This window comes from Gammaproteobacteria bacterium, from assembly GCA_015709695.1.
GTDB lineage: Bacteria > Pseudomonadota > Gammaproteobacteria > Steroidobacterales.
In genome coordinates this window covers 363,912-389,554 of the sequence record CP054183.1, presented here as the reverse complement: position 1 = coordinate 389,554, position 25,643 = coordinate 363,912, and the positions used below count along the sequence as shown (strand labels likewise).

Annotated in this window: 9 protein-coding genes; 4 read left to right on the top strand and 5 right to left on the bottom strand. The window is 72.6% G+C overall.

What is annotated here, in order from left to right; translation table 11 throughout:
* The first annotated feature begins 6 nt into the window (after positions 1–6).
* Entirely contained in the window at positions 7–1,278 is a 1,272-nt protein-coding gene (locus tag HRU81_01865; protein QOJ30952.1) for a glutamate-1-semialdehyde 2,1-aminomutase, read from the top strand.
* Positions 1,279–1,384: 106 nt separating this feature from the next.
* Entirely contained in the window at positions 1,385–2,065 is a 681-nt protein-coding gene (locus tag HRU81_01860; GenBank protein QOJ30951.1) for an outer membrane beta-barrel protein, read from the top strand.
* Between the two features lie 127 nt (positions 2,066–2,192).
* On the opposite strand, the gene HRU81_01855 is transcribed toward HRU81_01860, so the two are convergent.
* Complete coding sequence (locus HRU81_01855; GenBank protein QOJ30950.1) at positions 2,193–3,053, bottom strand: HDOD domain-containing protein; 861 nt, start codon at positions 3,051–3,053, stop codon at positions 2,193–2,195.
* A gap of 249 nt (positions 3,054–3,302) precedes the next feature.
* Here HRU81_01855 and sthA point away from each other — a divergent pair, with 249 nt between their 5' ends.
* On the top strand, positions 3,303–4,688 hold the full coding sequence (sthA, locus tag HRU81_01850; protein ID QOJ30949.1) for a Si-specific NAD(P)(+) transhydrogenase: 1,386 nt from the start codon (positions 3,303–3,305) through the stop codon (positions 4,686–4,688).
* A gap of 285 nt (positions 4,689–4,973) precedes the next feature.
* A complete protein-coding gene (locus HRU81_01845; GenBank protein ID QOJ30948.1) occupies positions 4,974–6,146 on the top strand; it encodes a serine hydrolase in 1,173 nt (390 codons plus the stop codon).
* A 17-nt stretch (positions 6,147–6,163) separates the two neighbouring features.
* On the opposite strand, the gene folE is transcribed toward HRU81_01845, so the two are convergent.
* The 4 genes from folE to HRU81_01825 form a co-directional block, all read right to left on the bottom strand.
* Positions 6,164–6,736, bottom strand: coding sequence for a GTP cyclohydrolase I FolE (gene folE / locus HRU81_01840; GenBank protein ID QOJ30947.1), 573 nt, complete (start codon positions 6,734–6,736; stop codon positions 6,164–6,166).
* A gap of 79 nt (positions 6,737–6,815) precedes the next feature.
* On the bottom strand, positions 6,816–13,169 hold the full coding sequence (locus tag HRU81_01835; protein QOJ30946.1) for an amino acid adenylation domain-containing protein: 6,354 nt from the start codon (positions 13,167–13,169) through the stop codon (positions 6,816–6,818).
* A complete protein-coding gene (locus HRU81_01830; GenBank protein QOJ30945.1) occupies positions 13,166–22,708 on the bottom strand; it encodes an amino acid adenylation domain-containing protein in 9,543 nt (3,180 codons plus the stop codon). Before HRU81_01830 ends, HRU81_01835 begins: the two co-directional genes overlap by 4 nt.
* Positions 22,705–25,635, bottom strand: coding sequence for an amino acid adenylation domain-containing protein (locus HRU81_01825; protein QOJ30944.1), 2,931 nt, complete (start codon positions 25,633–25,635; stop codon positions 22,705–22,707). The genes HRU81_01830 and HRU81_01825 overlap by 4 nt, the downstream gene beginning before the upstream one ends.
* Positions 25,636–25,643: the final 8 nt, after the last annotated feature.

The window sequence follows — 25,643 nt, the reverse complement described above, 5'->3', positions numbered from 1 at the left end:
CGGCAGATGAAACCGCAAGCGGATCCGCAGGCGCTGTTCGCCCGCGCCCTGGCCGTCACGCCCGGCGGCGTGCATTCCCCGGTGCGGTCGCTCGGCGCGGTGGGCGGCCTGCCGTTCTTCACGCGGCGTGCCGGGGGCGCCTGGCTCGAGGATACCGGGGGGCGGCGCCTGCTCGACTTCTGCATGGCCTTCGGGCCGCTCATCCTCGGCCACGCACCGGCACCGGTCACCGCGGCGGTGGCCGATGCGCTCGCCGATGGCTGGAGCTATGGCACCGCCGAACCCTACTCCCTGGCACTCGCCGAGTTCATCGCCGAACGCCTGCCCTGGGCCGGGAACATCCGCTTCGTCAACTCCGGCACGGAAGCGGTGATGTCGGCCCTGCGGCTGGCGCGTGGCGCCACCGGCAGGGAGCGGCTGCTGAAGTTTGCCGGCTGCTACCACGGCCATGCCGATGCCATGCTCATCCGCGCCGGTTCGGGCCTGGCCGCCAGCGGCATCGCCGACAGCGCCGGCGTGCCCGCCGGGGTCGCCGCCGACACCGTGGTGGCCCCGCTCGACGATGCCGACGCGCTCGAGGCCTGCTTCGCCACGCATGGCCCGCGGCTGGCCGCCGCCATCATCGAGCCGCTGCCGGCCAACCACGGGCTGCTGCCACAGCAGGCCGGGTTCCTGCGGCGCCTGCGCGAACTCTGCACGCAGCATGGCGTGCTGCTGATCTTCGATGAAGTCATCAGCGGCTTCCGGGTCGGCTTCGGCGGCATGGCCGCGGCCACGGGCATCACGCCGGACCTCGTGACCTGGGGCAAGATCATCGGCGGCGGCTTTCCCGTCGGCGCCGTGGCCGGTTCGCGCGAGCTGATGGCCGGGTTCGCACCGCTCGGTCGCGTGTACCAGGCGGGTACCCTGAGTGCCAACCCGCTGGCCATGAGGGCCGGGCTGGCGGCGCTGCAGGTGCTCGACGCCGGCGAGGTCTACCGGCAGCTCGAGGCGCTCGGCGAAAGGCTGGAATCCGGAGTCCGCGCGCTCGGCCTGCACGTTGCCCGCGTCGGCTCGATCTTCTGGATACCCGGTGGCCTCGCCCGTCCCGGAGTGATCCGCTCACCGGCGCAGATTGCACCCGGTCTCACCGACCGCTATGCAGCCCTGTTTCGCCAGCTTCTGCAGGCCGGCGTCTACCTGCCACCGAGCCCGCTCGAAGTCGGCTTCCTGTCGACGGCCCACGACGTGGCCGACGTGGACAGGCTGGTGGAGCTGCTGGCGGCAGCACGTGCCTGATCGACGACCGGGAACTCGCGGCGGCACGCGGTTGTGAACGCCACGGCGATTCGGTGATACTGGTTCACAGTCGCCTTGTCCATCGCTCCTCAGGGGGGAGTCGTCCATGAAATCAGCGAAGAAGAATGCGCTCTCGGCCGCGATCAGCCTGGCACTCGGCGCGGGGGCCCTGCTCCCGGTGGCCGCGCAGGCCGGATGGTATGCGGGCGTCGGCATCGGCAGCAGCAGCTTCGACGACGAGGTCGGCACGCAGAGCGCGCTCGCCGATGCCATCCGCGCGCAGGGTCCGGACTCGGCGAGCTTCAAGGTCGACGACAGCGACAGCGGCTGGAAGATCTTCGGCGGCTTCCAGTTCAATGAGTACTTTGCGCTGGAAGGCCAGTATGTCGATATCGGTTCGGCGAAGACCAGCGCCTCCGGCAGCTACGACGGCGGCGAAGGCGGCGGGCAGGCGTTCTCCGGCTCCGGCGAAGTCGATGTCACGGGATTCGGCGTGAATGCCGTGGGCTCCCTGCCCTTCATGGACAACCACTTCTCGCTGGTGGGCAAGATCGGCGTCTTCCGCTGGATGGCGGACCAGTCCGGCACCACCAGCCTCGGCGGTGGCGGCGACTGGTGCGCGGCCAACGCCTGCGGCACCGACGACGAGGGCATCGAAGTCACCTACGGTGCCGGCCTCGACTGGCACATCACCGACCGCATCACCGCACGGGCGCTCTGGGAGAACTTCAACCTGGAGAACGACGGCGCAGACTTCTATACCGCCAGCATCATCTGGGGATTTTGAATCAAGGTGCCGGGATTAAGGTGCCGGTGTTACGGTTTCGGTAATTGCCTGAAACCGTAACACCGGCACCCGCAGGCGGTTTCAGGCAATTACCGAAACCGTAACACCGGCACCTTAATCTTGATCTTCACGCGGCCAGCAGGCTCTGCATCTCCTCGATGTCCTGGTGGCTGGATGCCACAATGTCGAGGAAGGTCGCCGGCCCGAGCGTGACGGCACGCATGATGTCGTCGGCCTGCGGCAGGTCCTTGCGCAGGGACGGATCGCTGCCCAGGCGGTGACGCAGCTTGGCCGCCGACAGCAGGCGTGCCATCGGCTCCAGATCCTGCGGACCGATGCTCAGCAGCTCGTCCTGGCTCGCCACCGCCAGGCCAATGCGCTCGGGCAGGCCCCAGGTATCGAGGATCGCCTTGCCGAGACGCGGTTGCCAGTCGTGCATGACGGACCGGAACTCCGGATCGGCACGCAGCGCCGGATCCAGGCGCTGGGTCTGGGTGAGGATGTACAGCCCGCCGATGCCGTGGAGCAGGCCGGCGAGCATCGCCTCGTCGGGCTGGCGCCCGAAGGCGCGACGGGCGACGACGTAGCAGATCGCGGCCACTTCGTTGCTCGCCTTCCAGATCGCGCCGAGGTCGGCACGGATCGGCTGCAGCGCCTCCTGCCGCTCCATCTGGCGCATGGCATGGTTCATCGCCGTCAGCCGCACGAGGTTGAAGCCGAGGCGGCTGACCGCCAGCTTGATGGTGGTGACCGAGTTGCCGGCGGCGTTCATGGCCGCGGAGTTGGCCAGCTGCAGCAGCCGCGCACTGAGCACCGGCTCGGACTCGATGATCGCCACCAGGTCCCTGGCGCTGGTCTGCGGATCGGCCAGCACCACCTGCAGGCGCCGCACCACGTCGGGAAAGGCGGGCAGGTCCACGTCCTTGCCCGGCAGGTTGGCAACCATCTGCCGCACGAACTCGAATGCCTTGCCTACACCATCGCTCATGGCGCCATCCCCGTCACCAACACCGCCCACCCGCGGGCACACCCGGGCAGGGATGCTGCCACGGCTGGCCACGCCCGTCCGATAACCGCTTCTCATCGGCGTCAGCGCCGCCGCTGCCGTGCCTGGTTCACATCCCCGGCCATCCGCGCCGGCATCGCGGCCGTCGCCTCTTCAGATGTGGCGCCGGATGCCGATGGCCTGTCCAGCGAGGGCCATCACCGGCCGCGGCACGCGAGAGGCGCCACCCAGATGCAGGATTTCGACATGCTGGTCATCGGCAGCGGCCCCGGCGGGCAGCGCGCCGCGATCCAGGCGGCCAAGCTCGGCCGGCGCGTGGCGATCATCGAGCGGCAGGACATCCTCGGCGGCGTCACCGCCCATACCGGCACCATCCCCAGCAAGACGCTGCGCGAGGCGGTGCTCTACCTCTGCGGCTGGCGCGAGAAGGGCTTCTACGGGCGCAGCTACCGGGTGAAGGCCGAGATCACCGCCGATGACCTGATGCAGCGCCTGCGCGCCACCATCCACCAGCAGATCGAGATCATCCGCCACCAGCTCACCCGCAACGGCGTGTCGGTGGTGACCGGCGCCGCGGCCTTCACCGATCCGCACACGCTGCGCGTCGTCAGCCATGCCGGGCACGAGCAGCTGCTGCGCGCCGGCCACGTGGTCATCGCCACCGGCACCGTGCCGCACCGCCCGGCGGAGATCCCCTTCGACGACGTCACCATCATCGACAGCGACGGCATCCTCGGCATCCGCGACATCCCCCGCACCATGACGGTCATCGGCGCCGGAGTGATCGGCGTGGAGTACGCCACCATCTTCAGCGCCCTCGATACCCGCATCACCCTGATCGACAGCCGCAGCACCATCCTCGATTTCGTCGATGCCGACATCGTCGACAGCTTCCGCCACGACCTGCAGGACCGCGGCATCGCGCTGCGCCTGGGCGAGGACGTGGCGGCGGTCGAGAAGTGCGCCGACGGCCGTGTCGTCACGCGCATGAAGAGCGGCCGGCGCGTGGTGGCCGACCTGGTCATGGTAGCGGCCGGCCGCGTGGGCGCCACCGCCGGCCTCGATCTCGCCAACGCTGGCCTGGCGGCCGATGCGCGCGGGCGCCTCGCCGTGGACGAGCACCTGCGCACCACGCAGCCGCACATCTACGCCGTGGGCGACGTCATCGGCTTCCCGGCGCTGGCCTCGACCTCGGCCGAGCAGGGCCGCAAGGCGGCCTGCCATGCCTTCGGCGTCGAGGCCGACTGCGCACCGGAGCTGTTTCCCTTCGGCATCTACGCGGTGCCGGAGATCAGCATCGTCGGTCGCACCGAGCGCGAGCTGCGCACCGAGGGCATCGCCTTCGAGACGGGCGTGGCGCGCTTCCGCGAGACCGCCCGCGGCCAGATCCAGGGCGGCAACGAGGGGCTGCTGAAGCTGATCTTCGGCCTCGATGACCGTCGGCTGCTCGGCGTGCACATCGTCGGCGAAGGCGCCACCGAACTGATCCATATCGGCCAGGCGGTGATGGCCCACTCTGGCGGCCTCGATTACTTCATCAACTCGGTGTTCAACTACCCGACGCTGGCCGAGGCCTACAAGACCGCGGCGCTGGACGCCTGGAACCGCATCGGGTAACCGCTCTGGCGAAACTGCGAGACCGGCGAGGCCGACGCGTCCTTGCGGCGGGGGCCTCCGAAGTCGCTCCTCGTCATTCGCTTTGTTCGGAGGCCCCCGCCTCCGGACGCTGCGTCAGCGTGACGGCGGTCCCGACAGGGCAAGCGCCGGCTCGCCCGGAGGCCGGGGTCCCAAAACCAGGCGAATGACGAGGAGCGACTTTTGGGATCCCGGCCGCAAGGGCGCTGCGACGCCCGCACAGCCGGCATATCATGGCGCCCGGTCCTTGCCTCACGGGGAAGCACGGTGCGCATCATCAAGCGGCTGCTGGTCGGCCTCGTCCTCGTCATCGTCATGGGTCTCGCCGCCCTGTACGTCGCGGATCCCATCCTCACCACGCGCCTCGTCCGCCTGCCCTTCGGCGGCGGCAGCGGACCGGAGGAGACCGTCGCGGGCGGCCCCGCCGCCGTGCTGCCGGTCGCCGCGCCGGGCGCGCGCAGCATCGCCGCGGCCGCCCTCGACGAAGCCATCGCCTACGGCGCGCAGACCGGCAGCCATGCGCTGATCGTCTACCACGACGGCGCCATCCAGCTCGAGCACTACTACCCCGGCTACGACGCCGGCACCCGCACGCCGACCCAGTCCATGCACAAGTCGGTGCTGGCGCTGATGGTGGGCATCGCCATCCGCGACGGCTTCATCCACTCGGTGGACGACCCCGCCGCGCGCTACCTGCCCGAGTGGGCCGGCGACGCGCGCGCGAAGATCACCCTGCGTGACCTGCTGCACCAGGCGAGTGGCATCGATTTCCCCACCGTCGGCCTCAACCCCGTGGGCGGGTTCTTCCAGCTGATGCTGGGCGGGGACATCGCCCCCCTCGCGCTCGGCGAGCCGGCTGTCGAAGCGCCGGGCACGCGCTTCGACTACAACGGCATCAATCCCGAGGTCCTCGGCCTGATCCTCGAACGCGCCACCGGCCGGCGCTACGCCGGCTATCTGTCCGACGCGCTGTGGAAGCGCATCGGCGCCACCGACGCCGCCATCGTGCTGGACTCGGAGGCGAAGGGCGTCCCGCGCTTCTTCTGCTGCCTCGATGCCACCGCGCGCTCCTGGCTGCAGGTCGGCCTGCTGCATATCCACGCCGGCCAGTGGAACGGCGAGCAGGTCGTTCCCGCGGACTGGATCCGCGACGTCCAGGCGCCCTCACCCGCCAACCCCAACTACGGTTACCTCACCTGGCTCGGCAACCAGTACGAAGAGCACCGCTACTACAACCACAAGACACGCACCAGTGTGCTGCAGTCCGCGCCGTTCGCCGAACCCGGCATCGTCTACTTCGACGGCTTCGGCGGCCAGCGCGTCTATGCGGTGCCCTCGCTCGGCCTGGTCATCGTGCGCACCGGCGCCCTTGCCACCGACTGGGATGAGGCCAGGCTGCCGAACCTGGTCATCGGCGGGATCGTCGGCAAGGCGCCGTGACGCCGGGCCCGCTGCCGCTAGCGGATCAGCCCCAGGAACTCGTTGCGCGTCTGCGGCTGGTCGCGGAAGCTGCCGAGCATGCACGACGTGGTCATGATGGAGTTCTGCTTCTCCACGCCGCGCATCATCATGCACATGTGCTGGGCCTCGATGACGACGCCGACGCCCCTGCCATGGATGGCCTTCTGCACCGTCTCGGCGACCTGGCGGGTGAGCACTTCCTGGATCTGCAGGCGGCGCGCGAAGAAGTCGACGATGCGCGCGATCTTCGACAGGCCGAGCACCTTGCCTTCGGGCAGGTAGGCGACGTGGCACTTGCCGATGAAGGGCAGCATGTGGTGCTCGCAGAGCGAGTACATCTCGATGTTGCGGACGATGACCAGCTCCTCGGTGTCGCTGGTGAACACCGCCTCGTTGATCAGGTCGTCGAGATTCTGCCGGTAGCCGCGCGTCAGGAAGTGGAAGGCCTGGGCGGCGCGCTCGGGCGTGCGCACCAGGCCCTCGCGCCCCACGTCCTCGCCGAGCAGGGTGATGATCTCGCGGAAGTGGCCTTCCATGGCCTGGATGGTCTGGTTCTCGTCGGCGGACATGACGGCTCCCTCTGCTCCCCGATGCGGGCCGGAACTGGCCTGGAAACCCGGCATCATAGCCCGGACGGCGGCCAGGGCCTCAAGCGCCGGTGCGGCGCGACCGCCTCGTGAGCGGCGGCAGCGCCGGGTCGGCCGGCCGTGCCGCGGTGCGCTCGAGCGCCTGCGCCATGCCGGCGACGGTGGGCGCCTCGAACAGCGCGAGCAGCGGCAGCTCCAGCGCGAACGCATCGCGCACCCGCGCGATCAGCCGCGTCGCCAGCAGCGAGTGCCCGCCGAGCGCAAAGAAGTCGTCGTCGATGCCGATCCCTTCTCTCCCCAGCACCCCGCTCCACAGCGCCAGCAGCCGCCGCTCGATCTCCGTGCGCGCCGGCACCGCCACCGCCGGCTGCCGCCGCGCCGGTGGCGGCAGCCCCGCCTCGTCGAGCTTGCCGTTCGCCTTGCGCGGCAGGCCGGCGACGACGACGAACGCACCGGGCACCATGTACTCCGGCAACCGCTCGCGCAGTCGCCGGCGCGTGGCCGCCTCGTCGAAGCCCTCCCCCGCCACCACATGGGCCACCAGCATCCCCTCGCCCTCCACCTCCCGCAGCAGCACCGCCGCCTCGCCGATCCCCTCGCACGCGACCAGCGCCGCCTCCACCTCCGCCGGCTCGATGCGCTGGCCCCGCAGCTTCAGCTGCCGGTCCTCCCGCCCCGCCCACTGCCACTGCCCGTCGGGCAGCCGCCACAGCCGGTCCCCGCTGCGGTAGCGCGGGCCGCAGCCCACTGCCAGCCACGGGCTCTCGATCTCCAGCTCCCCCTGCCAGCCATCCCCGACGATCCGGACCTGCACCCCGGGCACCGGCCTTCCCACCGGCAGCCTCTCGCCCAGCACCCGCGTGTCGTGGTCGGCAAAGTACTGCAGCACCGTCGTGCACTCGGTCAGCCCCAGCCCGTTGACCAGCCGCGCTCCCCGCGCAAAGCGCAGCCTGAACAGCTCCAGGTCGCTGCGCCTCGCCTCCTCGCCGCCGAGCACCACCAGGCGCACCGCCGAGAGGTTCTGTTCGCAGCTCACCCGTCCGCCGAACAGGTAGCGGTACACCGTCGGGGTGAAGTGCAGCAGCGTGAGGCGTTCGTCAGCGATGCGGTCCACCAGCTCCGGTGCGCTCGCCCCGCCGCGCAGGTCCAGCACATGCACCGAGGCTCCGTTGAGCAGCGCACCGAAGAGGTCCTGCACCGCCGCGTCGTAGCCGTAGCCGGAGAACAGCCCCAGCCGGTCCTCCGGCCCGATGCCGAGCTGCCGGCTCCAGCTGCCGACCAGTCCGAGCACATGCTCCTGCGTCTGGGTGACCGCCTTCGGCTCTCCCGTGGTGCCCGAGGTGAAGAGCAGGTAGGCCGCGGCCGCCGGATCATCGGGCATCGGCGGCGGTCCCGATGGGCTCTCCCCTTCCTCGTCGGCCCGCACCCGCGGCAGGCCGCTCCCGGCCAGCCACGCTGCCGCCGCCAGCTGCCGCGCATCGCTCACCACCGCCGTCGCCCCGCTGGCGGCGAGGATCTGCTCCTGCCGGGCCCGTGGCGCATGGGGATCGAGCGGCACGTAGGCGCAGCCCGCGCGCAGCACCCCGAGCACCCCGGCCACCATCACCCGGTCCTGCCCGAGCAGCAGCGCTACCCTGCCCTTCGCCCCGGCCGCCGCCAGCCGCGAGGCCACCTGCTCCACCCGCCGCTCGAGTTCCCCGTAGCTCCAGCTCCCCTGACCATCCGACACCGCCAGCCGCCCCGGGTCGGCAGCCGCCACCGCGGCAAAGCGCGCCGGCAGGGTGGTGTCAGTGAAAAGGTGCCCATTTCGGAAGAGGTGCCCGTCATTGAAAAGGTGCCTGAAAAGGTGCCAGTCACCATTTCCGCGCAGACCAGTGGTGACCGGCACGCTCGGGGTGGAAATGGTGACTGGCACCTTTTCAGGCACCTTTTCCGCTGGCACCTCTTCCGCCACCTCCTGCACCACCACCTCGCCCAGCCGCTGACCTGCGTCGCCCGCAAACGCCTCCAGCATCCGCACGTAACCCTCCGCCAGCAGCGACACCGTCCGCGTGTCGAACAGGTCGATGTCGTACTCGAGGCTCATGTCGAGGCCGTCGGAGTGCTCGACCAGCGACAGGGCCAGGTCGAACTTCGACGTGCGCCGCGGCAGCGACCGCCGCGTCACCGCCACGCCCGGCAGCCGCAACGGCCGCGACGGTTCGTTGTGCAGGTTGAACAGCACCTGGAACAGCGGCGTGCGGCCGGGGTCGCGCGGTGGCTGCAGCACCTCGACGAGTTTCTCGAAGGGCACATCGGCGTGGGCGAAGGCATCCAGCGCCGTGCGCCGCGTGCGCGCCAGCAGCTCCCGCAGCGTCGGGTTGCCACGCAGGTCACCGCGCAGCACCAGCGTGTTGACGAAGAAGCCGATCAGCCCCTCGAGCTCCCTGTGCCCGCGCCCGGCCACCGGCGTGCCGATCGCCATGTCCTCCTCGCCCGTGAAGCGCGACAGCAACGCCTGGAAACCCGCCAGCAGCACCATGAACAGCGTCGCCCGCTCGCGCTGCGCCAGCGCGTGGAGTGCATCCAGGACCCGGCGCCCGATGCCGTGTCCGAGGCGTGCGCCGCGATGGCGCTGCAGCGGCCGTCGCGGCCGGTCCTCGGGCAGGCGGATGTACGCTGGCAGGCCATCCAGCTGTTCGCGCCAGTAGTCGATCTGCCGTGCCAGCTCGCCATCTTCGAGCCCGCGCCGTTGCCAGCTGGCGTAATCGGCGTACTGCACGGCCAGCGGGGGCAGCTGCGCCGGCTCGCCACGGCAACGGGCCGCGTAGCAGGCCGACAACTCGCCGAAGAGCACCGCCATCGACCAGCCGTCGGCGACGATGTGATGCATCACCAGCAGCAACAGCCGCTCGCCGGGGCCGAGTTCGAGCAGCACCACCCGCAGCAGCGGTCCGCGGCCGAGGTCGAAGGGCCGCTCCACCAGCGCCAGCAGCCGCTCGACCGGATCCTCGCCTGGTGCGGGCACGATGCGCTCCAGCGGCAGCGAACCGCGGGCGGCGATGTACTGCTCGCCGCTGCCGTCGGCACCGCCGCCGAAGCGGGTGCGCAACGCCTCGTGCCGGTCCACGAGATCCTGCAGTGCCTGCTCCAGCGCCGGCAGCTCCAGCGGACCACGCAGCTCGAAAGCCGCATGCAGGTGATAGGCGCTGCTGCCCGGCTCGAGCTGCTCGAGGAACCACAGCCGCTGCTGCGCCGGCGACAGCGGCGCCCTGTCGCCTGCCCTGGCCCGCGGCAGCAGGGGCGGCAGCGGTGCCGGCCCGGCCGCCGCCAGACGCAGGGCCAGACCCGCCACGGTGGGCGATTCGAACACCGCCCGCAGCGGCAGCGCGACGCCGGACACCGCGCGCACGCGCGCCACCAGCCGGGTCGCCAGCAGCGAGTGGCCGCCGAGCGCGAAGAAATCCTCGTCGATGCCCACGGCGCGATGCATGCCGAGGACCGCGGCGAACAGCGCGCACAGCGTGGCCTCCTGCGCCGAGCGGGGCGCCGCGTGACTCGCCACCGGCTCCACGCCCGCGGGTGCCGGCAGTGCCAGGCGGTCGAGCTTGCCATTGGCGGTGAGCGGCAGGCGCTCGAGGAACAGGAAATGCCCGGGCACCATGTACTCCGGCAGTACGCGGCGCAGCGCGGCACGCAGGCTGTCTGCGGAGGGCGCCGCGCCCGCCGCGACCACCCAGGCCACCAGCGCCGGCTCACCGCCCGCCGCTTCGCGCAGACCCACGGCACACTGCGCCACGCCGGCACAGCGGGCCAGCGCGGCCTCCACCTCACCCGGCTCGATGCGGAAGCCGCGCAGCTTCAGCTGCCCGTCGAGCCGCCCCAGCACCTGCAGGCGGCCGTCGGCACGGCGCCGCCCCCGATCGCCGGTGCGGTACAGGCGCGCACCGGCCGACGGGCGGAACGGATCGGCAACGAAGCGCGCCGCCGTCAGCGCGGGCCGGCCGTGATAGCCCTGCGCGACGCCGGCACCGCCGATGCAGATCTCTCCCGGCACGCCGTCGGGCAGAGGACGCATGGCCTCGTCGAGGATGTAGACCTGCGTGTTGTCGATGGGCAGCCCCGCGCCGATGTCGGTGGGGTCCGTGATGCGGGCGCAGCTCGACCAGATGGTGGTTTCCGTCGGTCCGTAGAGGTTCCAGAGCGTGGCACCCGCCTCCAGCAGCGCCGCGGCGAGATCCGCGGGCAGGGCCTCGCCACCGCAGAGCGCGCGCAGCCCCGGGCTGCCGCGCCAGCCACTCGCCAGCAGCGCGCGCCAGGTCGCCGGCGTGCCCTGCATGATGCCGATGCGCGAGCGGGCCAGCAGTTGCGCGAGGGCGGCGCCGTCGCGCGCCTGCTCCGTCGTGGCGATGACCACGGTGGCGCCCACCGACAGCGGGCCCAGCAGCTCGAGCACGGCGATGTCGAAGGACAGCGTGGTCACCGCCAGCCAGCGATCCGTCTCGTGGATGCCGGGCTCGCGCTGCATGCTGCGCAGGAAGTTGACCACGGCGGCATGCGTGACACGCACGCCCTTGGGTTCGCCGCTGCTGCCGGAGGTGTAGATCAGGTAGGCGAGCTGCCCGGCCTCGATGCCCTCCTGCGCGGGCGACAGCAGGCAGTCTCCCGCGCCGAGATCCTCCAGGCAGAGCACGCCATCGAAGGCGGCGAAGCGCAGGGCCAGCGCGCGCTGCGTGATGAGCCAGCGCGCGCCCGAGTCCCGCAACATGAAGTGCAGGCGCTGGTCGGGGTAGGCCGGGTCCAGCGGCAGCCAGGCCGCGCCGGCGCGCGCCACACCGAGCAGCGTCGCGACCATCGCCGGCGATCGCTCCAGCGCGATGCCCACCACGGTGCCCGGCCCGGCACCCAGCGCGCGCAGGCGCGCCGCCAGCGCCGCGGCCCGGCCGTCGAGTTCGGCGTAGGTCCAGCGTTCCGCGCCGCACTCCAGGGCAACGGCGTCGGGCCGTCTCGCGGCCTGCGCCGACACCAGCTGATGCAACCCCTGCCGCGGGTCGAGTTCCCGGTCTTCGCCCTGGCCGCTGGCGAGCGCGGCGGACAGTTCCGCGGCGGTGGCCAGCGGCAGCTCGCCGATCGGCGTGTCGGCAGCAGCCAGCGCCGCGCGCAGCAGCTGCTCGTACCAGGCGGCGAAGCGCGCCACGGTCGGCGCGTCGAACAGGTCGCTGTTGTACTCGACGCCGAGCCACAGCTCGCCGTCGAAACCGGTCGCCGAAAGCGTGAGGTCGAATTTCGCGGCGCCGCTGGCATCGGTCTCCGCCGGCTCGATGACGAGGCCGGGCACGCTGGCCGCCTCCCAGGGGGTGTTCTGCAGGATGAACATGACCTGGAACAGCGGCGCGTGGCTCAGGCTGCGCAGCGGCTGCAGTGCCTCCACCAGCTTCTCGAACGGCAGGTCCTGGTGCGCGACGGCGCCGAGCACGTTGCGCCGCACGCGGGCCAGGACCTCGCGGAAGTCGGGATCGCCGGTCAGGTCCACGCGCATGGCGAGCGTGTTGGCGAAGAAACCGATGACCGGCTCGAGTTCCGTGCGCCGGCGTCCGGCCACCGGCGTGCCGACGACGATGTCTGTCTGGCCCGAACAGCGGGCCAGCAACACGTCGAATGCCGCCAGCAGCACCATGAACGGCGTGCAGGCTTCGCGCCGGGCGAAGGCCTGCAGTTCGTCGACCAGCGCGCGCTCGAGGATCCGCGTCCAGCGGCTGCCGCGGAAGCCCTGCACCGCCGGCCGCGGCCGGTCGGTCGGCAGTTCCAGCAACGGCGGCGCGCCGGCCAGGGCTTCGCGCCACCAGGCCAGCTGCCCCTGCAACGCCTCGCCCTGCAACCACTCGCGCTGCCAGGCCGCGAAATCGGCGTACTGCACGGGCAGCTCCGGCAAGCGTGGCGGCCGCGATTCGCGGAGCGCGGCGTAGTGCTCCATCAGGTCGCGGAACAGCACGCCGCCCGACCAGGCATCGGAGATGACGTGGTGCGCGAGCAGCAGCAGCACCTGGTCGCCCGGCGCCGCGCACAGCAGCCAGGCGCGCAGCAGCGGGCCGCTGGCGAGGTCGAACACATGACCACTCAGGACACCGACTTCGCGACGCAGGGCAGCCGTGTCCGCGCCTTCCATGGAAAGAATCTGCAGCGGCACATGGGCCATGGCAGCCACCACCTGCATGAGTTCGCCGTCCTGCTGGCGCAGGCTGGTGCGCAGTGCCTCGTGGCGCGCAACCACGGCATCGAGGGCCCGTTGCAGCAACCCGGCATCGACCTCACCGCGCAGGCGCACCGCGAGGCGCACGTTGTAAGCGGCGCCAGGCGCCTCCAGCTGCTCGAGGAACCACAGCCGCTGCTGCGCGTACGAGCAGGGGAAGGCCTGTTCCATGGCGGTACCGCTCATTGCGGGGTCCGCGGCAGGCGACGGATCGGCGGCAGCACCCCGGCCGGCTCCAGCGCGGCCAGCCGCTCCGCCATGCCGGCGACGGTGGGTGCCTCGAACAGCGCGAGCAGCGGCAGCTCCAGCGCGAACGCATCGCGCACCCGCGCGATCAGCCGCGTCGCCAGCAGCGAGTGCCCGCCGAGCGCGAAGAAGTCGTCGTCGATGCCGATCCCTTCTCTCCCCAGCACCCCGCTCCACAGCGCCAGCAGCCGCCGCTCGATCTCCGTGCGCGCCGGCACCGCCACCGCCGGCTGCCGCCGCGCCGGTGGCGGCAGCCCCGCCTCGTCGAGCTTGCCGTTCGCCTTGCGCGGCAGGCCGGCGACGACGACGAACGCACCGGGCACCATGTACTCCGGCAACCGCTCGCGCAGTCGCCGGCGCGTGGCCGCCTCGTCGAAGCCCTCCCCCGCCACCACATGGGCCACCAGCATCCCCTCGCCCTCCACCTCCCGCAGCAGCACCGCCGCCTCGCCGATCCCCTCGCACGCGACCAGCGCCGCCTCCACCTCCGCCGGCTCGATGCGCTGGCCCCGCAGCTTCAGCTGCCGGTCCTCCCGCCCCGCCCACTGCCACTGCCCGTCGGGCAGCCGCCACAGCCGGTCCCCGCTGCGGTAGCGCGGGCCGCAGCCCACTGCCAGCCACGGGCTCTCGATCTCCAGCTCCCCCTGCCAGCCATCCCCGACGATCCGGACCTGCACCCCGGGCACCGGCCTTCCCACCGGCAGCCTCTCGCCCAGCACCCGCGTGTCGTGGTCGGCAAAGTACTGCAGCACCGTCGTGCACTCGGTCAGCCCCAGCCCGTTGACCAGCCGCGCTCCCCGCGCAAAGCGCAGCCTGAACAGCTCCAGGTCGCTGCGCCTCGCCTCCTCGCCGCCGAGCACCACCAGGCGCACCGCCGAGAGGTTCTGTTCGCAGCTCACCCGTCCGCCGAACAGGTAGCGGTACACCGTCGGGGTGAAGTGCAGCAGCGTGAGGCGTTCGTCAGCGATGCGGTCCACCAGCTCCGGTGCGCTCGCCCCGCCGCGCAGGTCCAGCACATGCACCGAGGCTCCGTTGAGCAGCGCACCGAAGAGGTCCTGCACCGCCGCGTCGTAGCCGTAGCCGGAGAACAGCCCCAGCCGGTCCTCCGGCCCGATGCCGAGCTGCCGGCTCCAGCTGCCGACCAGTCCGAGCACATGCTCCTGCGTCTGGGTGACCGCCTTCGGCTCTCCCGTGGTGCCCGAGGTGAAGAGCAGGTAGGCCGCGGCCGCCGGATCATCGGGCATCGGCGGCGGTCCCGATGGGCTCTCCCCTTCCTCGTCGGCCCGCACCCGCGGCAGGCCGCTCCCGGCCAGCCACGCTGCCGCCGCCAGCTGCCGCGCATCGCTCACCACCGCCGTCGCCCCGCTGGCGGCGAGGATCTGCTCCTGCCGGGCCCGTGGCGCATGGGGATCGAGCGGCACGTAGGCGCAGCCCGCGCGCAGCACCCCGAGCACCCCGGCCACCATCACCCGGTCCTGCCCGAGCAGCAGCGCTACCCTGCCCTTCGCCCCGGCCGCCGCCAGCCGCGAGGCCACCTGCTCCACCCGCCGCTCGAGTTCCCCGTAGCTCCAGCTCCCCTGACCATCCGACACCGCCAGCCGCCCCGGGTCGGCAGCCGCCACCGCGGCAAAGCGCGCCGGCAGGGTGGTGTCAGTGAAAAGGTGCCCATTTCGGAAGAGGTGCCCGTCATTGAAAAGGTGCCTGAAAAGGTGCCAGTCACCATTTCCGCGCAGACCAGTGGTGACCGGCACGCTCGGGGTGGAAATGGTGACTGGCACCTTTTCAGGCACCTTTTCCGCTGGCACCTCTTCCGCCACCTCCTGCACCACCACCTCGCCCAGCCGCTGACCTGCGTCGCCCGCAAACGCCTCCAGCATCCGCACGTAACCCTCCGCCAGCAGCGACACCGTCCGCGCGTCGAACAGGTCGATGTCGTAGGCGAAGCCCGCCACCAGGCCGCCGGCCTCCTCGGCGAGGTGCAGGGCGAGGTCGAACTTGACGCTCCCGCCCTCGATCACCTCGGGTATCGCGGTCACGCCTTCGAGGGCCAGCGCGGCGCGCGGCTGGTTGTGGAACGCGAAGAACACCTGGGCCAGCGGTGCGAAGGCGCGGCTGCGACGTGGCTGCAGCGCCTCGACGAGTTTCTCGAAGGGCACATCGGCGTGGGCGAAGGCATCAAGCGCCGTGCGTCGCGTGCGCGCCAGCAGCTCCAGCAGCGTCGGGTTGCCACGCAGGTCACCGCGCAGCACCAGCGTGTTGACGAAGAAGCCGATCAGCCCCTCGATCTCGCTGTGCCCGCGCCCGGCCACCGGCGTGCCGATCGCCATGTCCTCCTCGCCCGTGAAGCGCGACAGCAGCGCCTGGAAACCCGACAGCAGCACCATGAACAGCGTCGCCCGCTCGCGCTGCGCCAGCGCGCGCAGGCCATCGGCCAGCTTCGCCGGCAGCGGCAGCGTCAGCCAGGCGCCGCGATGGCCCTGCACGGCGGGCCGCGGCCGGTCGGTCGGCAGGCTGATCCGCTCCGGCATCCCGGCCAGCTGTCGCTGCCAGTACCCGAGCTGTCCCTGCAAGCCGGCCGTGCGCAGCACGTCGCGCTGCCAGAGTGCGTAGTCCCTGTACTGCACGGGCAGCGGCGGCAGCCGCGCGGGCGCGCCGCCGAGCCGCGCGTTGTAGGACATCGACAGTTCGCGCAGCAGCACCGCCATCGACCAGCCATCGGCGACGATGTGGTGCATCACCAGCAGCAACAGCTGCTCGCCGGGGGCGAGATCGAGCAGCACCGCCCGCAGCAGCGGCCCGCGGCCGAGATCGAAGGGCTGGCCGATGTGGCCGCGCAGGATGGCCTCGAGCTGCGCCCGCGGGCAGGCACCGGCATCTTCCCGAGCCAGCCGCGGCGGCGCGGCCGTTGCCGGTCGTTGCACGGCCTCGCCATCGATCACGCCGATGGTGCTGCCCAATGCCGCCTGCCTCGCGACGAGATCATCCAGTGCAGCCTGCAGCGCCGCGGCATCCACCGCCCCGCGCAGGCGGAACGCAAGGTGCAGGTGATAGGCCGCGTTGCCGGGTTCCAGCTGCTCGAGGAACCACAGCCGCTGCTGCGGCCAGGACAGCGGCGCCGCGCTCGTGGCGTCGCGGCGGGTCACCGGGGGGACCGGCGCCGCGGTGCCGGCGGCCAGCGTCGCGGCGATCCCCGCCACCGTCGGCGTCTCGAACAAGGCACGCAGCGGCAGCTCGACCTCGAGCGTGTCGCGGATGCGCGCCACCAGCCGCGTGGCGAGCAGCGAATGGCCGCCGAGCGCGAAGAAGTCCTCGTGCACGCCTGCCGGCGCATCTGCGTCCAGCACCGCGGCGAACAGCTCGCAGAGCGTGGCTTCCAGCGCGCTGCGCGGCGCATCCGGCGCCGTCATCGCCGTGCCGTCCGCGGCGGCCGGTGCCGGCAGCGCACGACGATCCAGCTTGCCGCTTGAAGTCAGCGGCAGGCGCGTCAGGAACCGGAACCGCGCGGGCACCAGCGGCTGGGGCAGCAGCTGGCGCAGCGCCGTGCGCAGGCCATCGGCGCTGCAGGCGCCGGGTGCGGTCTCCACCACCCAGGCCACCAGCAGCGGCTCGCCCGCCGTCGCATGGTGCAGGCCCACCGCGCACTGCGCGACACCGGGGCATGCCGCCAGCGCCGCTTCCACTTCCCCGGGCTCCAGGCGCAGGCCCCGCAGCTTCAGCTGCCCGTCCAGGCGCCCGAGGAACTCGACGAGGCCATCGGCCCGCAGCCGGCCACGGTCACCCGTGCGATACAGCCTGCGCGACGGCTCCCGGGGATCGGCGACGAAGCGCGCCGCGGTCAGTGCGGGCCGGCGCCAGTAACCCTGCGCCACGCCGCGGCCACCGATGCAGATCTCCCCGGGCATGCCGGCCGGTACCGGCTGGCCGCGCGCGTCGAGGATCTGCAGCGTGGCCTGCGCGAAGGGCCGGCCGATGGGCAGGCGTGCGGCGCCCCGCGCATCGCCTTCGAACCAGGCGCTGTCGATGGTCGCCTCGGCCACGCCGTATGAGTTGATGACGCGCGCGCCGGGCCCGCAGAGACGCCGCAGCGCCTGGTACTCGGCCGGCTGCCAGGCCTCCGAGCCCACCACCAGCAGCCGCAGGCCATCGAGGCGACGTGCGCCCTCCATGCACCAGGCGAGCAGCGGGCGGACCACGGCGGGCACGAACTCCGCCACCGTGATGCCCTGCGCCAGCATGAATCCGTGCAGGCGCCCGGGTTCGCCGAGCAGCTCCCGCGGGCACAGCACCAGCCGTGCGCCGGAGAGCAGTGCGCGCGTCCAGTCGCCGGTGAAGACATCGAAGGCCGCATTGGCCAGCTGCAGGTGCACGTCGCTGTCCAGCAGGCCATAGGCCTCGCGCCAGCCATCGAAGGTCGCCGCGAGGTTGCCGCGGCTGACCGCCACCGCCTTGGGCTCGCCGCTGCTGCCCGAGGTATAGACGAGGTAGGCCAGGTCATCGGCTTCGACAGGCACCGGCAGCGCCGCTGCCACCGGTGCATCCGGCATCGCCGCCGCATCGAGGTCGAGGCAGGCCACGCCGGGCTCCGGCAGCGCCGCGCGCGTGGCGGCGTTGACGACCAGCAGCGCGGGCCCGGCATCGCGCAGCATCGACGCCAGCCGTGCCCGCGGCTGCTCCGGCTCGAGCATCACGTAGGCCGCGCCGGCCTTCAGCACACCGAGCAGGGTGGCGATGAGGTCGGCGATCCTCGGCAGGCAGATGCCGACCCGGTCACCGCGACGCAGGCCGAGAGCGAGCAGGCAACGCGCGATGTGCTCCGAGCGCTGGTCGAGGCTGCGGTAATCCAGCGTGCAGCCGGCGGCATGCAGCGCCGGTGCCGCGGGACGTTGCGCGACCGCGGCCGCGAACAGGGCGAGCACGTCGCGGGCGGGCCGCCCGCCCGAGTGCGCGCCGGCCAGCGCCCGGCGCTGGCGCGCGCCCTCCGCGGCATCCGCCAGCGGCAGGCTGGCGACCGGCTCGCCCGGGGCGGCCTGCACGGCAGCGAGCAGCGCCAGGTAGGCATCGGCGAAGCACTCGATGCTGCGGGCCTGGAACAGGTCGGTGTCGAACTCGAACAGCAGCTCCAGCCCGTCGGCCTGCTCGCCCACGGTCAGTGCCAGGTCGAAGCTGGACACGCCGTGGTCGATCAGCCGGCCTGGCCGGAAGACGACATTGCCCGCGCGCAGGGGCGCTGCCGGCATCGGCACCAGGTTGAACATCACCTGGAACACCGGCGCGCGGGCGAGCGAGCGCCCCGGCTGCAGGCGCTCGACCAGCCGCTCGAAGGGAACATCCTGGCGCGCGAAGGCCTCGATGGCGGTGGCGCGCACGCGGGCCAGCACCTCGTCGAAGCCGGGCGTGCCGCCGAGGTCGGTGCGCAGCACCAGCGTGTTGACGAACAGGCCCACCAGGCCCTCGAGGTCGGCCTGCGGCCTGGAGGAGACGGGCGTGCCGACGACGATGTCGTCCTGGCCGCTGTAGCGCTGGAGCAGGACATCGAAGGCGGCGAGCATGAGCATGTAGAGCGTCGCCTGGCGGGCGCCGGCGAACTCACGCAGCGCGGCGGCGGCCCGGGCGTCGAGCGAGCGCCAGATCCAGGCACCACGGAAGCGCTGCTCCGCCGGCCGCGGGAAATCCGTGGGCAGCTCCAGCGCCGGCGGCGCACCGGCCAGCCGGGCCTGCCACCAGTCGAGCTGCGCACGGCTGGCATCGTCGTCGAGCCCGCGGCGTTGCCAGGCGGCGTAGTCCGCATACTGCAATGGCAACGGCGGCGGTGCCGGCCGCCCGGCATAGGCATCGGCCAGTTCGCGCAGCAGGATGCCGTTGGAGGTGCCGTCGGTGACGATGTGGTGCAGGACCAGCACCAGTTCGTGGCGGTCCGCCGCCAGGCGCAGCAGCGTGGCGCGCAGCAACGGGCCGCGGCCGAGATCGAAGGGCTCGCGGGCGAGCGTGCTGCGGCGCGCCTCCAGCGCGGCGTCCGCCACGGATTCCCGCGCGATGCTGACCTGCATCGCCGGCGCCACCACCGCCACCGGGTGGCCCGCCAGCGCCGGGTAGGCGCTGCGCAGCACCGCATGACGTGCCACCACGCTGTCGAGCGCGCGCTGCAGCCGTCCGGGATCGAGCGGTCCCTCGATCACCAGGCTCCAGGCGATGTTGTAGGCCGGGCTCGCGGGGTCGAGCTGGTCGAGGAACCAGAGCCGCTCCTGGCCCCGGGACAGCGGCGGCGCCACGTCTGCCGGCAAGGGCAACGGTGCCGGTGGCGGCGCCTGGCCACCGCCTGCGGCGATGCGTGCCGCCAGACCGGCGATGGTCGGCGCGTCGAAGAAGTCCCCGAGGGTCAGCGCCACGCGGAACTCGCCGGCGATGCGCGCCAGCACGCGCAGCGCGGGCAGCGACTGGCCGCCGAGATCGAAGAAGCTGCGGTGGCGGCCGGGCGCGGCGATGCCGAGCACCGCCGACCACAGCCCCGCGAGCCGCGTCTCGATGTCGCCGACGGGGGCCGCCGCATCCGGCACCGGCTCCGGCGCGGCGGGCAGCGCATCGCGGTCGATCTTGCCACTCGGTGTCAGCGGCAGCTTCGGCAGGATCACCCAGGCGGCGGGGCGCATGAACGGCGGCAGGCGCCCGGCCGCCCGTGCCGCCAGCGCCGCCGTATCGAGGCCGGCATCGCCGCTGGCGATCCAGGCCACCAGGCGCGGCGTGCCCTGTTCCTCGCGCAGCAGTACCGCGGCATCGTCCACGCCCTCGCAACCGCGCAGCACCGCCTCCACCTCGCCGGGTTCGATGCGAAAGCCGTGCAGCTTGAGCTGCCGGTCGAGGCGGCCCAGGCACTCGAGGCTGCCATCGGGCAGCCAGCGGGCGCGGTCACCGCTGCGGAAGAGCCGCTCGCCGGGTGCACCGAAGGGATCGGGGACGAAGCGCGCCGCGTCGAGTTCCGGGCGGCGCCAGTAGCCGCCGCCGACGCCCACGCCCGCCACGCAGAGTTCCCCCGCCACGCCGGGCGGCAGCGGCTGCAGCCGCGCATCGAGCACGTAGCAGCGCATGTTGGCGATCGGCCGGCCGATCGGCATGCGCTCCGGAGCCTGCCCGATCGCACTGGTGTCGCAGCAGCTGGCATCCCAGATCTCCGAGCTGCCATAGGTGTTGAGCAGCCGCACGGCCGGCAGGGCATCGCGGGTCGTCGCCCACAGGTCCACCGGCAGCGGCTCGCCGCTGGTGATGATGTGGCGCAGCCCGGGCAGGCGCCGGCCCAGGTCCGGCGCCCATTCCAGCAGCGCGCGCAACAGTGGCGGCACCAGCACCAGCTGGGTCACTCCATGGCGCGCGAGTGCCGGCACCAGCAAAGCCGGGTCACGGGCCGCCTCGCCGGGCAGCACGACCAGGCGGATGCCGTGGGCCAGCGCACCGAAGATTTCCCACAGCGAGTCGATAAAGCTCAGGCTGGTACGCAGGCAGAACACGTCGCCCGCGCGGAAGCCGCAGGCCTGCCACATCCAGTGGACGCGGTTGACCGCGGCACGATGCGTGCCGATGGCACCCTTGGGCTCCCCGGTGGAGCCGGAGGTATAGAGCAGGCAAGCGGGATCGCCGGGTGCCGCGCCCTCCGCCACGGCGGGCACGACTTCGCCGGGCGCCGGCTCGCCGAGCGCATCGAGGTCGAGGCAGACCGTCGCGCCGCTGTCCAGGTCCGCGGTGCCCCGCGTCAGCAACAGACAGGCCTCGGCGTCGCGGAGCATGAACTCGCGCCGCGCCCGCGGATAGGCCGGGTCGAGCGGCACGCAGGCCGCGCCCGTGCGCAGGATCGCCAGCAGGGCGATGACCAGCTCCGCCGAGGGTGTCAGTGACAGCGCCACGCGGCTGCCGGCGCCTGCACCCGCATCGATGAGCCGGGCCGCCAGCCAGTCCACCCGGCGCGCGAGTTCCGCATGGGACAGCGTGCCGTCGCCCCATTCCAGCGCCACCGCTCCCGGGCTGCGCCGGCACTGCGCCGCGACCAGGGCGGTCAGGGTGGCGGCCTGCGGGAACGGTGCCGTCGTCGCATTCCACTCCACCAGCATCCGCCGTCGTTGCGCGTCGTCGAGCAGCGGCAGCAGGCCGACGGGCTGCTGCGGCTCGCGGGTGGCGGCATCGAGCAGCACCGCCAGCTGGCCAGGCATGGCCTCGGCCACCCAGTCCTCGAAGCGCGCGCAGGCATAGGCGAGATGGCCCTGCAGCGCCTGGCCCTCGCCCTGGTCGGTCAGCGACCACTCCAGGTCCCAGGCCGACTCGCGCGGCACGTGCAGCGGCGCGATGCGAAAGCCCACGCCGCCCGCCTGCCGCGGCGGGGGCGCGACATCGAACTGCAGCAGGATCTGCGCCAGCGGCTGCGCGCCGGCGCGTCGCTCCCCGGGCAGCGCTTCGACGAGGCGATGGAACGGCAGCTCGCGGTGCTCCAGCGCGGCGATCAGGGTGGCGCGCTCCTGCAGCAGCAGCGCGTCGAAACGGCTGTCCGCTGCCACCGGCGTGCGCAGCACCACGGTATTGATGAGGCAGCCGACCATGCGCCGGCGCGCCGCATCGTCGCGCCGGGTGACCGGCACGGCGATGAGCACGTCCTCCTGGCCGCCGAGCCGCGCCAGCAACACGCGCAGCGCCGCGGTCAGCAGCGTGAACAGCGTGACGCCCGTGGCGCGCGCCTGGCTGCGCGCCCGCGCCATGGCGTCGGCCGGTATCCCGAAGGCGATGCGGCGGCTGCCGCCTGCGGCGGGGCGCGAAGCCTCATGCAGCCGTTGCGGCAGCGAGTGCCGCGCCGGCGCGCCGGCCAGTTGCCGGCACCACCAGTCGAGATGCCGGGCCTGCCGCGCGCTGCCTGCCTGGCGTTGCTCGTCCAGTGCGAAGGCACCGTAGCCTGGCGCCGCATCCGGCTCCGTGGCGCGGCCGGCGACCAGGTCGGCATAGAGTCCCGCGAGATCGTCACGGATCACTGCCACCGACAGGCCATCGGCGGCGATGTGATGCACGGTGACGAGCAGCACGTGCTCATCCGGACCGAGTTGCAGCAGCACCGCGCGCAGCGGCGGCCCGCTGGCGAGGTCGAAGGGCCTAGCGATCTCCCCGGCTGCGAAGGCCAGCAGCGCCCCGGGCGAAAACAGTCCGGCGACCTCGCGCGGTGCCTCGCCGGGTCCGGCGTCGAAACGCTGCCAGGGCAGGCCATCGTCGGCGCCGAAGCGGGCGCGCAGGATCTCGTGACGTGCCAGCACGCCGCGCCAGGCCTGCGCCAGCGCGCCGCGGTCCAGCGGCCCGTCGAGGAAGAGGGCGAACTGCTCGTTGGCGGCGGTGCTGGCCGGATCCAGCGACTGCAGCAGCCAGAAGCCCTGCTGCGCCGGGCTCAGCGGCAGGTGGCCGTCCCCGGCCGCGGGCATCGTGCCACGCTGCTGCGCGAGCACGCCGGAGGCGGTCATGGCTCGTCGTGCTGGCGGGGCATGCCGGCCTGCTGCGCCGGGCTGCGGCTGCGGACGGTGCCGTAGCGGGTACTCACCGCAGCGGCATGACGCTCGCCGAGGTAGCGGGCGAGCGCGGCGAGGGTCGGTGCCTCGAAGATCGCCGCCAGCATCACGTCGGCGTCGAGCAGCTGCTGCAACTGGGTGGTGAGGCGCACCGCCGCGATGGAATCGCCGCCGAGGTCGAAGAAGTTGTCCTGCATGCCCACGGCGGCGACACCGAGGATCTCCGCCCAGAGCGCGGCGAGGTCGGATTCCAGCGCCGTCTGCGGCGCACCGCCCTGCCCGCCCCAGGTGCGTGCCGCGGGCGCCGGCAGCGCGCGCCGGTCGAGCTTGCCGCTGGTGTTGAGCGGCAGGGCGTCGAGGTACATCCAGGCGTTGGGCAGCAGGGGCTCGGGCAGATGGCGCGCCAGCCAGGCGCGCAGGTCGCCGGGCGCGACGCGATCGACGGCGGCCTCGGGCAACTCGAGCAGGCGCCGGTGCAGGGCGGTGCCGCACTGCGCCGTCTCGTGGTGGCGCGTCAGGTAGCGGTGGTGCTCGTTGCGTCCGCCAATGCTGTAGCGGGACTCGAGCTGGTAGTCGGGGAACAGGCCATCGCGGCCGGCCTGCCATTGCCATCCGGCTTCGATGACCGCGCCCGCGGACAGCGCGGGCCCGTCCACCGGCAAAGGCATGAACACCGGCAGCCAGGCGTGCTGGTGCTCGAGGTAATCGATCACGCAGCCCGGCGTGGTGGTCACCACCGTCCACAGCAGGAAGCCGTCGAAGTGGCCGGCCCGGGCCAGTTCGAAGCGGGCGCCGCCGGCGTGCGCCTCGGGCAGTGCACCGGCGAAGTCGAGGTCCTCGAATACCCGGGGTGGCGCCAGCAGCTGGCCGGGTGACAGGTTGCGCAGGCACAGGCGCAGATCGAAGGCCCGGCCCTCGGCCGCGAAGATGCGGCGCACGTAGTCGAGCGCCAGCGGTGCCAGCCTCGGCGAGGCGCGCAGTGCCGCGGGCAGTTCCACCGGCGCGATCAGCGTCGTGCAGCGCGAGGGTATCGCCACCGCGCCGGCGGCAAACTGGCTGCGCACGCGATTCCAGATGGCGGCGATGCCATCGGCGCTGCCGATGTTGCCGATGATGCCCTGCGCGCAGACCTCGGCCGCCTCGGGCAGCTGCAGCGTCGCGGCGTCGCCGGTGATGACGGTGATGCGCCCGGCAAGGCCCGCGGCGGCCACCGCGGCGCGCGCCTGTTCCGCCGCGGCCGGCAGCAGTTCCACCGCATACACGTGGCGTGCGCCGGCCTGCGCCGCCATGCGCGCCAGCAGCGCCTGCGGGCCGGTGCCGAGGTCGAGCACCACGCGGTCCGCCGCATGGCGCTCGAAGGCGGTGCGCAAGGCGGCATTGCGCACGGCATCGCTCGTCATCAATCCGTAGAGGAAATCGTCATAGACCTGGTAACCGCCGAGCGACGGCCAGAACTCCGGCTCGCGCGCCGCGCCCGCGCCGCCGCCGGGCACCACGTAGGCGACCAGCTTCTCCTCGCCGGAGCCGTCGGCGCGGATCGCCGCCGCGGCGGCACTGACACCCGGATGCGTCCGCAGCAGCGACTCGATCTCGCCGAGTTCCAGCCGATAGCCGCGCCACTTGACCTGCTCGTCGAGGCGGCCGAGGAACTCCAGGCTGCCGTCAGCGGTCCTGCGCACGCGGTCGCCGGTGCGGTACAGCCGCCCGGCCTGCGGCCCGCTGTCGATGAAGCGGCTGGCGGTCAGCGCGGCATCGTCGAGGTAACCGGCGGCGATGCCGGGCCCGCCGACGTGGAGCTCGCCCGCCTCGCCGTCCGGCACGGCCACGCCGGCGGCATCGAGGATGTGCACCGGCACGTCGGGCAGCGGCAGGCCGATGTTGCGCGCATCGTCGTCGCCCGCCGCGTACTCGCGCAGCATGACGTTGCCGCCGGCCTCGGTGATGGCATAGCTGTTGACCAGCCGCGGTCTGCCCGATGCCTGCGCGGCCCACCAGCGCCGCAGGTCGTCCACCTGCACGGCCTCGCCGCTCAGCACCAGCAGGCGCACCGCGAGCGATGCCCACTGGCCGGCGAACGCCGGGCCGAGCACCGTCTCGCGGAATGCCGAGGGTGTCTGGCTGAGCACCGTCACGCCTTCCCGCCGCAGGAAATCGCGCAATGCCAGGGCATCGGCCCGCGCCTGCGCCGGGGCCAGCGCCAGGCGCGCGCCGTGGCACAGCGCACCCCAGATCTCGAACACCGAGAAGCCGAAGGCGCAGGAATGCAGCTGGCTCCAGGTATCGGCGGCGCCAAGGCCGAGCTGCGGGCCCAGGTGATCGAACAGCCGCGCGACGTTGCCATGCGTGACCACCACGCCCTTGGGTTCGCCGGTGGAACCCGAGGTGAACATGACGTAGCAGGGATCCGCCGCTGCCAGCGGGACGGCAGGATCCCCGGCACTGGCGCCGTCGATGACGGCGGCATCGCGGTCCAGGCACAGCGTCGGCAGTCCGCTGCCAAGGACCGGCAGCAGCGCGGACCCGGTCACCAGCATCGGCATGGAAACACGCTCGATCATGCGGCGCAGGCGTCGCGGCGGCAGCCCGGGATCGAGCGGCACGTAGGCAGCCCCGGCCTTGAGGATGCCGAGCAAGGCCGCCACCAGGTCGCTCCCCCGCGGCAGCGCGAGACCGACCAGGCTGCCGCGACCGACACCGCCCGCGGCCAGGCAGGCGGCGATGCGGTTGGCGCGGCGGTTGAGCGCGGCGTAGTCGAGGCTGTCACCGATGCCGCTCACGGCCACCGCCTGCGGCTGCGCGCGCGCCAGCCGCTCGACGATCCGCGGCAGGCTGCGCTCGTCCCCGCCGGCGCCGGCTGCACGATGGTCCATGCCGCGCGCCATGCCTGCGC

Coding starts and splice junctions, on each gene's coding strand:
- HRU81_01855 (QOJ30950.1), bottom strand. CDS start 3,053: ATGAGCGATGGTGTAGGCAAGGCATTCGAGTTCGTGCGGCAGATGGTT.
- HRU81_01825 (QOJ30944.1), bottom strand. CDS start 25,635: ATGGCGCGCGGCATGGACCATCGTGCAGCCGGCGCCGGCGGGGACGAG.
- HRU81_01830 (QOJ30945.1), bottom strand. CDS start 22,708: ATGACCGCCTCCGGCGTGCTCGCGCAGCAGCGTGGCACGATGCCCGCG.
- HRU81_01865 (QOJ30952.1), top strand. CDS start 7: ATGAAACCGCAAGCGGATCCGCAGGCGCTGTTCGCCCGCGCCCTGGCC.
- HRU81_01835 (QOJ30946.1), bottom strand. CDS start 13,169: ATGAGCGGTACCGCCATGGAACAGGCCTTCCCCTGCTCGTACGCGCAG.
- sthA (QOJ30949.1), top strand. CDS start 3,303: ATGCAGGATTTCGACATGCTGGTCATCGGCAGCGGCCCCGGCGGGCAG.
- HRU81_01860 (QOJ30951.1), top strand. CDS start 1,385: ATGAAATCAGCGAAGAAGAATGCGCTCTCGGCCGCGATCAGCCTGGCA.
- folE (QOJ30947.1), bottom strand. CDS start 6,736: ATGTCCGCCGACGAGAACCAGACCATCCAGGCCATGGAAGGCCACTTC.